Here is a 9,387-nt window from a genome sequence, read left to right on the forward strand (position 1 = left end):
GCTTCTGGGCCTCATCCAGGCAGCCTTGTGGGTAAAAATACAGGCAGTTGCGCCCGCTGTCCCGCGCCAGGAACTTTACCATCAAAAAAACAGCGGGGGCAGTATAACAGGATTTGCAGGAATAACATAGGGGCCTCCCTTTAGCGGTAAAGAGATTTTTGGGAAGAATTTTTATTTATTATAGCAAATATTCGCAAAGAAAGAGGCTTGCCCATCAGATAGCCCACGTAGATCTACAGTTGGTTTTGTCGTAATCAAACAGCCCGTCGTTCTTTTCTTCCAGCGCCTTGATCATGTGGTAGGTATACTCGTTGTAGGGCGTGGGGATGCCGAGCTCTTTGCCCATGCGGATCAGCGCACCGGAGAACATATCGATTTCGGTGTGCCGCCCGGCGTCCAGGTCCTGCAAGGTCGAATAGCGGGCCGTCGGCGGGACGGCGCTGCCGTGGCGGGAAGATGCCTCCACAAGGCGCAGATCAAGCCCTTTGGCGGCGGCAATCGCTTCCAGTTCGGCCCGCAGCCCGTCGCTGATGGCCTTCATGTGGACGCTGTCCTGGTAGCAGCCGACCCCGGCACCCAAAATTGCCTGCGGGAGATTGTTGCAGACGTTCAGCCGGAACTTGCTCCACATTTCCTCGCGGATATGCGCGGTAACGCGGGCGTGCAGCCCGGCAGCGGCAAACAGCTCTGCCACGGCCTGCACCCGCTCGCTCTGGCAGGGCTCTTGCAGTTCACCGTAAATGATGCCGATGGTGGCTTCCGGGTCAAAGCGATAGCAGTTGCCGTCATGGCAGGAGGCAATCTTGATGAGCGAATACAACAGGTGCTCCGTGCCGACCGCGGCGGCGATACGTTCCTCGCTGTCCACGCCGTTCATCAGGCTCATGACCGTGGTGCTTTCGGTGACAGCGGTGCGGATGCTGCCCAGTGCACCGGGCAACGCCCCATATTTCAGCGCGACGATCAGCAGATCAGCCCCCTGTGCCTCCTGCGGCGTCCAGACGACGGGACGCAAGATTTCGCCATTGACTGCGCAGCCCTGGCGCAGGCGCTCGGCGCGGCTGCCCTCGGCAATGACGCCGAACTGAACGCCCGGGCAGCGGGAAAGCCCCCAAATCACGTAGGAGCCGACAGCCCCGGCCCCCAGCAGTGCAACTTTTTGAATCTTCATAGATGTCCCCTCTCCTCTCCCCAAAACGCAAAAAAGACAAAACCCCATACCATTACGGTATGGGGTTTTCCAAGTGGAGGATGGGGGACTCGAACCCTCGACCTCTGCGATGTGAACGCAGCGCTCTAACCAGCTGAGCTAATCATCCATATGCGATTGACAAATGATATTATATAGGATTTGCCTGCATTTGTCAAGCGCAAATTTTGAAATGTTTTGCACAGAATCTTGACCTGGACGCCTATTAAAATTTTTCCAAAAATTTTGCAAAAAACCGAGACAAATTCCTAAAGTTGTGCTATACTGTGTCAAGAATAACAACCCACACGGTTTTATCAGGAGGTTTGCAACTATGGAAATCACCAACGATATCTTTTATGTCGGCGTCAACGACCACCTTGTTGACCTGTTTGAGGGCCAGTACGATGTGCCCAACGGTATGGCCTACAACTCCTATCTGATCTGCGACGACAAGGTTGCCGTCATGGATTCCGTCGATGCCCACTTCACCGACGAATGGATCACCAAGATCGCCGCCGCGCTGGGCGAGCGCACGCCCGATTACTTTGTTGTGCAGCACATGGAGCCGGATCACTCCGGTTCGGTGGCCGCGTTCGCGCAAGCCTACCCCGGCACGACCATCGTTGCCTCCGCCCAGGCATTCAACATGATGAAGGCCTACTTCGGCACCGACTACGCCGACCGCCGCGTTGTCGTCAAGGAGGGTGACACCCTGCCGCTGGGCCGCCATACCCTGCATTTTGTCACCGCGCCGATGGTCCACTGGCCCGAGGTCATCATGACCTATGACGATGCGGACAAGGTGCTGTTCAGCGCCGATGCCTTCGGCAAATTCGGCGCACTGGACGTTGAGGAGCCGTGGCTGCCCGAGGCCCGCCGCTACTTCATCGGTATTGTGGGCAAGTACGGTGTGCAGGTGCAGGCCGTGCTGAAAAAGGCCGCCGGGCTGGATATCGAGACCGTGTGCAGCCTGCACGGCCCTGTGCTGCACAAAGAGCAGCTGGCCGATGTGCTGGCCGCCTACGACACATGGAGCGCCTACCGCCCCGAGACCGAGGGCGTACTGGTGGCGTACAGCAGCATCTACGGCCACACGGCCGAGGCTGCCAACCGCCTGGCCGAGGCCCTGCGGGAGAAGGGTGTCGAGACAATCGCCATGGACCTGGCCCGCTGCGATATGGCCGAGGCCGTGGCCCAGGCGTTCCGCTTCAGCAAGCTGGTGCTGGCTACGCCGACCTACAACGCCGACGTGTTCCCCTTCATGAAGGAGTTCATCCACCACCTGACCGAGCGCAACTACCAGAACCGCATGGTCGCGTTTATTGAGAACGGCTCCTGGGCACCGATGGCCGCCAAGGTCATGACCAAGATGCTGGAGGGCAGCAAGAACCTGACCTACGCCGCCACCACCGTCACCGTGCGCGGCGCACTGAATGCCGCCAGCGAGGCCCAGATCGCCGCCTTGGCCGACGAACTGAGCTAAGGCAATACCGCACCTCGCTCGCCGTATCGGCACTTAGAATTATGCGGTATTGCCCTAATAATATTCCTAACAGCAAAGCCCGCCCCGGGCCGCTTTCTCGCGGTTCGGGGCGGGCTTGTTTTTTTGCGTGGTCTTACCGCGAATTACACGCGGGTCTTGAGCACCTCATGCTCGGGCACGGGGGCGTCGATGGAGCGCGGGACACCCTCGACCCACTGGATGGCCTTCTTCGGGCACTTGGAAACGCAGGTGCCGCAGCCGTTGCACTTGGTGTAGTCGATGACAGCGACATTGTCCTTCAGGAAGATGGCCTGATTCGGGCAGTTGCGCACGCACAGGCCGCAGGCAATGCAGCCGACCTTGCAGATCTTGTTGACTAGTGCGCCCTTGTCCTTGTTGGAGCACTTGACCGCAGGCTGCGGGGCAATAGGCTTCATCTGGATGACGTGGCGCGGGCAGACCACAGTGCAGGCCGTGCAGCCGGTACACTTTTTGCGGTCAACGACGGCCACGCCGTTGATAACGTGGATGGCGTCAAACTTGCAGGCGCGAGTGCAGTCACCCAGGCCCAGGCAGCCATAGGCGCAGGCGCTGGGGCCGCCCGCGATGGAGGCTGCAGCAGCGCAGGTCTGGATGCCCTGGTAGTCAAACCGCTTGCCGCAGTTCTCGCCGCCCGCACAAATAACGGTGGCGCGCAGGCTGGGGCGGTCATCGGTGGCATTGCCCATGATGGTGTTGATGGCGTCGGCAGCCTTATCGCCGCCCGGCGCGCACTTGAAGGTGGGGGCACCGTTCTCAACGATGGCCTTGGCGTAGTCGGCACAGCCGGCATAGCCGCAGCCGCCGCAGTTGGCGCCTGCCAGACATTCGGTGATCTGCGCGATGCGCGGGTCCTCATACACAGCCATGAATTTGGAAGCCAGCACAAGGATCACGCCGCCGGCCAGGCCCAGCACCACCACGACAACGATAGCAAATACGATCGGGTTCATTCTCTCCATTCCCCTTTCTTAGAATATCGCGTTGATGATGTTTTCGACCAGGCCACCAAAGCCCATGAAGCTCATGGAGGTGATAGCGGCGGAAACCAGCGTGATGGGCAGGCCCTTGAAGCTCTCCGGCGGGTTGGAGTTTTCGACGCGGGAACGCACGCCGCAGAACAGCAGCATGGCGACCAGGAAGCCGACACCCGCACCGGCGGCGCAGACAAGCGCCTCGGCGTAAGCCAGGCCGAAGCCGTACTCGGCCACGATAGCGGAGTAGTCCTGCACGGCCAGGATGGTGACGCCCAGCACGCAGCAGTTGGTGGTGATCAACGGCAGATAGACGCCCAGGCTCTGATACAGCGCGGGGACGTACTTTTTCAGCGTGATCTCGATCAACTGCACGAGGACGGCAATGACGAGGATGAAGATGATGGTCTGCAGATAGCCCAAGTTATAGGCATCCAGCAGGAAGATCTGCAACGGGAAGGTCACGGCCGTGGCAATGACCATGACGACGATAACGGCAGCGCCCATGCCCGCGGAGGAATCCAGCTTTTTGGAAACGCCGAGGAACGGGCAGATGCCCAAAAACTGCACCAAAACGTAGTTATTTACCAGAATCATGCTGAAGAAGATGGTGGCAAACGTTGCGATATGTGTACTCATCATTTTGCGGCACCCTCCTTCTGCTCATCTTTAGCGGCGTCGATCTTTTCCAGCATCACGTCGCCGCAGCTCTTGCGCTCGATGGGCTTGTTCAGCTTGCGCTCCAGCCAGACGCAGCCGGCCATCAGGCAGCCAAAGACGAAGAAGCCGCCCGGCGCAGAGTTCATGACGGTCATGCGGTCCACGCTCTCGGGGATGAGGGTAATGCCCATCCAGGTGCCGCTGCCGATGATCTCGCGGATGGAGGACATCAGCACCATGGTCAGGATGTAGCCGATGCCCATGCCCAGGCCGTCCAGCGCAGAGTCCACGACGGTGTTTTTGCAGGCGAACATCTCGGCGCGGCCGAGGATGATACAGTTGACGACAATCAGCGCCAGGTAGACGCCCAGCGTCTTGTACAGGTCGGGCACGAATGCCTGCAAAACCATCTGTACGACGGTAACAAATGTTGCGATGATGACGATGTAGCACGGCAGGTGCACCTTGGCCGGGATGACCTTGCGCAGTGCCGAGATAACGATGTTGGAGCAGACCAAAACAAACGTCATGGCCAGGCCCATGCCCAACGCACCGGAAACGGTGGTGGTGACAGCCAGTGCCGAGCAGCAGCCCAGCACCAGGCGCAGAACAGGGTTTTCACGGATGATACCGGCCGTAAAAACTTTCCACTTGCTCGGTTTTTCGTTCATCCTTACTGCACCCCCTTGATCTCGTTATTGTAGCAGTCGATGGCTGCATTGATGGCGTTGAACGCGCCATTGCTGGAGTAGGTCGCACCGGCAATGCTGTCCACAGGGCTGCCGCTGCTGACCTCTCCCCCATTCCAGCCGATGAAGCCGGAGGCAAAGGAGTCGCCAGAAACCTTGGAGCCGATGCCGGTGGTCTGGGTGGAGCCATCGATGGAAATGCCGGAGACAGTGCCGTCGGCGCTGAAGGCGACATAGACGGTGACGTCCTTGCCGGAGTAGCCGGAGGCCGCAGCCTTGACGGCCACATCGCCGTTGGCGGTCTTGACGGCACCCTGCACATTGGCGGTGGTCAGGCCGTCGATGGCAGTCATGCTGTCGGTGGTCGTGCCCTCGGGCAGAACGGAGACATAGGCGGCCAGGGTCTCGGCCTGGGTGTTTTCTTCAATGATCGGTGCGGTGATGTCGTTCAGCACGGCCAGCAGGGCGCTGCAGACCAGGCAGATGACGACCAGCACGATGACAGGCAGCACAAGCTCCTTGAAGGCGCTCTGCTTCTCGGTATTCTGCTTTTCAGCCATTATTCAGCACCGCCTTTCTTGGCCTTTTTGGGCTTTTTGTAGCCCAGCGGCGTCTGGTGGCCCCAGGCGTTGAACCAGGGGGTCATCAGGTTGCCCAGCAGGATGGCGTAGCTCATGCCCTCATTCATTGAGCCGAAGTGGCGGATGAGGAAGGTGATAAGGCCGATGAACACGCCGTAGAACAGCTTGCCTTTGGTGGTGAAGGGGCTGGTGACGTAGTCGGTCGCCATAAAGACAGAGCCGAACAGCAAACCGCCGGACATACACTCGATGAGGGCAGTGTAGGGGCTGCCGGTGTTGAGGGCCGTCAGCACGAACACGGTCGCCACGATGGTGACAGGGATCGTGGCCTGGATGGTCTTAGTGGCAACGAGATAGGCAAAGCCAAGCAGAATTGCCAGTACGCAGACCTCACCCATCATACCGCCGTGCAGACCCAGGAACATATCCAGCAGGGACAGGCTCGTCTTGTCCGCCACGGCCAGCGGCGTGGCGGAGGCCAGCGCGTCCACGGCCATGTCGGGGTAGACGTAAGCGGTCATGCGGGAGGTGAAGCCCAGGAACAGCACGATACGGCCTACGAGGGCGGGGTTGGCAAAGTTGTAACCCAGGCCGCCGAAGAGCTGCTTGGTGATGACGATAGCCACAAACGCACCGACAACGGCGATCCACAGCGGCATACCGACAGGCATATTCAGCGCCAGGATGATGCCGGTGACAACGGCGGACAGGTCCCCCACCGTGTTCGGCTTTTTCAGCAGCATTTCATACAGGTATTCAAACGCCACACAGGCCAGCGTGGTCACAGCGACCAGCACAATGGCCTGCACGCCGAAGATCAGCCCGGCAGCCAGCACGGCGGGCAGCAGCGCAATGACAACATTGCCCATCAGCCCGCGGGTGGTGGATGCTTCGCGGATATGCGGCGAGGCGGTAACGATCAGACGATCTTCCATGGGTTATTTGCCTCCTTTCCGCAGCTCGGCCATGTACCAGCCCTTGGCAAGGCCCATCGTCTGGCTGACGGGGCGCTTGGCCGGGCAGGCGTAGGTGCAGCTGCCGCAGGCTACGCACAGATCGACGCAGCGTGCTTTCAGCGCAGAGAAGTCCTTGTTGGCAAAGTCCTGCGCAATGACCACAGGCTCCAGGCCCATGGGGCAGGCTTCGATGCAGCGGCCGCAGCGGATGCAGGCCGAAGGCTCAGGCAGGGCGGCAGCCTGCTTGCTGAACAGCAGCAGGCCGTTGTTCTGCTTGAGCACCGGGAAATCTGCGCTTGGGGCGGCGGCACCCATCATCGGGCCGCCGAAAATGATCTTGCCCAGCTCGACACCCTCTTTGATGCCGCCGCAGGCTTCGATCACGTCGCGGTACAGCGTGCCGATGGGCACCTCGATGTTCTGGGGCTTGGCGATGGCATCGCCCTCGACGGTGACGCGCTTCGACACCAGAGGAATGCCGGTCTTGAGGAACTTGCCCAGCGTGGACACAGAGGTCACGTTCATGATGACGCAGCCGGCATCCGCGGGCAGGCCCGGCTTGCCGGAAGGGCCGACCTGCGGCACTTCGCGGCCGGTGCAGGTCTCGACGAGCGTTTTCTCGGCGCCCTGCGGGTAGCGCATGGGCAGGCCCTTGACCTCGACGCCCTTCATCTCGCGGGTCAGCGAGGTGAGCAGGTCGATACACTCGGGCTTGTTGCGCTCAATGCCGATGATGCAGTGCGGGATCTCGCAGTACTTCATGACAGCGGTGATGCCGGAGATGATCGTGTCGCTGCACTCCATCATCTCGCGGCAGTCGGTGGTCAGGTACGGCTCACACTCGGCCGCGTTGATGAGCAGCGTGTCGATGGTGTTGGCCGCCAGCTTGACGTGGGTCGGGAAGCCCGCGCCGCCGACGCCCACCAGACCGCAGGCCTGGACAGCTGCCATCAGGCTTGCCTTGTCGGTGACGACCGGCGGCACGCAGGCCGGGTCAACGGTCTGTGCACCATCGGTCTTGATGGCAACGGCGGTAGCCATGCTGCCGTTGGCCATACGCAGCGGGGCGACATCCTGCACGGTGCCGGACACGCTGGAATAGATGTTGGCGGACACAAAGCCGCCGGCCTTGCCGATCATGGTGCCTACCATGACGGTGTCGCCTTTTTTGACGACCGGCTCTGCGGGCGCGCCGATGTGCATGGACATGGGAATGACAACGTGCTCAGGCACCGGCATCTTGTTGGTCGGCTGCCCGGCTGTCGCCTTCGTATGCGGCACAGCAGCACCCTTGGCAGAGCGCTTTAGGGACTTGAACAATCTGATTTCCCCCGTTTCTCTCATTTTTCTCGTCCGGCAGGTCAGGTTTGCTCCCCTGCACAGGCGGATAACAATACACTTTAATTGTATCATCTTTGGGGTTCAAGTCAAGCAATCAAATGGGATAAACAGGCTATTTTGCCCCGAACCCGCAAGATTTGCAACAATTTTCGCAATCGATGCAGGATAAGAAAGGTGTATAAAAATTAACAATCCAACAAAGAAAATGGACACCTGTCGAAACAAGTGCCCATTTCTTATTTACAGATCAATCTCCTGCAGCCGCAGCAGCGCCAGAATATAAATCTTCAGCGCCTCGATCAGCTTTTCAAACGGCGTGCCCTCGTTGGCACCGTGCATCGGGCCGGCAAAATCCGGGATGACGATGTCGGTGTGCTCGGGGCCGAAGCTGACTGCATACGGGAAGTGGCGCGCGTAGGTGCCGCCGCCCATCGTGAAGGGGGTCTTGCCCTCGCCGGTCACATCGTTGTAGGTGTTGATGAGCGTTTGGATGGCCGGGCTGTCCGCGTCGATGTAGAACGGCACACGGCTCGTCACATTCTCGATTTTTGCCGCTGTGCCGCAGACTTTCTCCATGGCGGCGGTCATCTTTTCAGGGTCGGTGTTCGTGGGGTAACGGCAGTCGAAGCTCTGGCGGATGATGCCGTCCTGCATCTCAATCGTGCCGCCGATGATGGTAAGCGGGTCAAACAGGCCGTCGTCTGCGGCAATGCCCAGGGCGCTGCCATCGGTGGCGGCGTGCAGGGTGTGCAGCACCTGCAGGTAGGCTTCCTCCTGCGGGGTGCAGACACCGCTCTTGAGCAGGCAGTCCACGATCAGGCTGATGGCGTTGACGGTGCCCTCGGGCATGGCAGCGTGGCCGCTCTTGCCCCAGCCGCGGATGACGGTGGAACCACCCTCCCCTGCCTCAAAGGTCACGCCTTCGGTCTGGATCAGCGCGCCAGCGCCCACCTGCACGGTGCAGGATGCGCGGTCAGGCACGGCGTTGTGGGCCACGCCGCCCTCAAAGGCGGTGATGATGCCCTTCTCAAACTTGGGGCTGACGATCTCGCCGTTAAAGCCGCCCTTTTCGCCGTTGCAGACCGGGAACTCGGCGTCGGGGGTGAAGCAGAATGCGGGCATCGGGTAATGCTCGGCGTAGTAGTCTACGTCGTGCATATTCGTCTCTTCGTTGGCACCCAGCAGCGCACGCACCGGGTATTTCAGCGCTGCACCGCTGTCTTTCAGGTATTTCAGCGCATACAGGCACAGGATGCTGGGGCCTTTATCGTCGGCCACGCCGCGGCCCAACAACCAGCCATCCCGCACGCGGACGGTGTAGGGGTCAGCGTCCCAGCCATTGCCCTCGGGCACAACGTCGGTGTGGGTGATGGTGGCAAGGAACTTCTGGCCGTCGGCAATCTTGCCGGTCTCGGCCCAGCCGATGTAGCTGTCGGCTTTCCGCGCCATAGACATCCATACGGGAAAAGTAA

At 60.2% G+C, this 9,387-nt stretch carries 9 protein-coding genes and 1 tRNA gene; 1 reads left to right on the forward strand and 9 read right to left on the reverse strand.

The genetic code is table 11. The annotated features are described in order from the left end of the window. Positions 1-214 precede the first annotated feature (214 nt). Positions 215-1,171: a ketopantoate reductase family protein gene (locus ACZO0A_RS09400; RefSeq protein ID WP_486846243.1), complete on the reverse strand. Its 957-nt coding sequence runs from the start codon at positions 1,169-1,171 to the stop codon at positions 215-217. A 74-nt stretch (positions 1,172-1,245) separates the two neighbouring features. Next, a tRNA-Val gene (locus ACZO0A_RS09405) sits at positions 1,246-1,319 on the reverse strand. A gap of 204 nt (positions 1,320-1,523) precedes the next feature. Here ACZO0A_RS09405 and ACZO0A_RS09410 point away from each other — a divergent pair. Further along, positions 1,524-2,675 (forward strand): FprA family A-type flavoprotein, encoded by a 1,152-nt coding sequence (locus tag ACZO0A_RS09410; RefSeq protein WP_486846245.1) that lies wholly within the window; start codon positions 1,524-1,526, stop codon positions 2,673-2,675. A 143-nt stretch (positions 2,676-2,818) separates the two neighbouring features. On the opposite strand, the gene ACZO0A_RS09415 is transcribed toward ACZO0A_RS09410, so the two are convergent. The 7 genes from ACZO0A_RS09415 to ACZO0A_RS09445 form a co-directional block, all read right to left on the reverse strand. Next, entirely contained in the window at positions 2,819-3,667 is an 849-nt protein-coding gene (locus tag ACZO0A_RS09415) for an RnfABCDGE type electron transport complex subunit B (protein WP_486846247.1), read from the reverse strand. An 18-nt stretch (positions 3,668-3,685) separates the two neighbouring features. Further along, on the reverse strand, positions 3,686-4,327 hold the full coding sequence (locus ACZO0A_RS09420; RefSeq protein WP_417336617.1) for an electron transport complex protein RnfA: 642 nt from the start codon (positions 4,325-4,327) through the stop codon (positions 3,686-3,688). Further along, positions 4,327-5,019: an electron transport complex subunit RsxE gene (rsxE, locus tag ACZO0A_RS09425; RefSeq protein WP_215691541.1), complete on the reverse strand. Its 693-nt coding sequence runs from the start codon at positions 5,017-5,019 to the stop codon at positions 4,327-4,329. Before rsxE ends, ACZO0A_RS09420 begins: the two co-directional genes overlap by 1 nt. Positions 5,020-5,021: 2 nt before the next feature. Then, a complete protein-coding gene (locus tag ACZO0A_RS09430) occupies positions 5,022-5,597 on the reverse strand; it encodes an RnfABCDGE type electron transport complex subunit G (protein WP_215691542.1) in 576 nt (191 codons plus the stop codon). Next, on the reverse strand, positions 5,597-6,553 hold the full coding sequence (locus ACZO0A_RS09435; RefSeq protein ID WP_215691543.1) for an RnfABCDGE type electron transport complex subunit D: 957 nt from the start codon (positions 6,551-6,553) through the stop codon (positions 5,597-5,599). Before ACZO0A_RS09435 ends, ACZO0A_RS09430 begins: the two co-directional genes overlap by 1 nt. Before the next feature lie 3 nt (positions 6,554-6,556). Continuing rightward, positions 6,557-7,855, reverse strand: coding sequence for an RnfC family protein (locus tag ACZO0A_RS09440; RefSeq protein WP_374116779.1), 1,299 nt, complete (start codon positions 7,853-7,855; stop codon positions 6,557-6,559). A 300-nt stretch (positions 7,856-8,155) separates the two neighbouring features. Next, the coding region (locus ACZO0A_RS09445) for a Sapep family Mn(2+)-dependent dipeptidase (protein WP_486846250.1) at positions 8,156-9,387 on the reverse strand (1,232 nt) is incomplete at its 5' end.

The organism is Gemmiger sp., from assembly GCF_057431175.1.

Coding starts and splice junctions, on each gene's coding strand:
- ACZO0A_RS09400 (WP_486846243.1), bottom strand. CDS start 1,171: ATGAAGATTCAAAAAGTTGCACTGCTGGGGGCCGGGGCTGTCGGCTCC.
- ACZO0A_RS09410 (WP_486846245.1), top strand. CDS start 1,524: ATGGAAATCACCAACGATATCTTTTATGTCGGCGTCAACGACCACCTT.
- ACZO0A_RS09415 (WP_486846247.1), bottom strand. CDS start 3,667: ATGAACCCGATCGTATTTGCTATCGTTGTCGTGGTGGTGCTGGGCCTG.
- ACZO0A_RS09420 (WP_417336617.1), bottom strand. CDS start 4,327: ATGAGTACACATATCGCAACGTTTGCCACCATCTTCTTCAGCATGATT.
- rsxE (WP_215691541.1), bottom strand. CDS start 5,019: ATGAACGAAAAACCGAGCAAGTGGAAAGTTTTTACGGCCGGTATCATC.
- ACZO0A_RS09430 (WP_215691542.1), bottom strand. CDS start 5,597: ATGGCTGAAAAGCAGAATACCGAGAAGCAGAGCGCCTTCAAGGAGCTT.
- ACZO0A_RS09435 (WP_215691543.1), bottom strand. CDS start 6,553: ATGGAAGATCGTCTGATCGTTACCGCCTCGCCGCATATCCGCGAAGCA.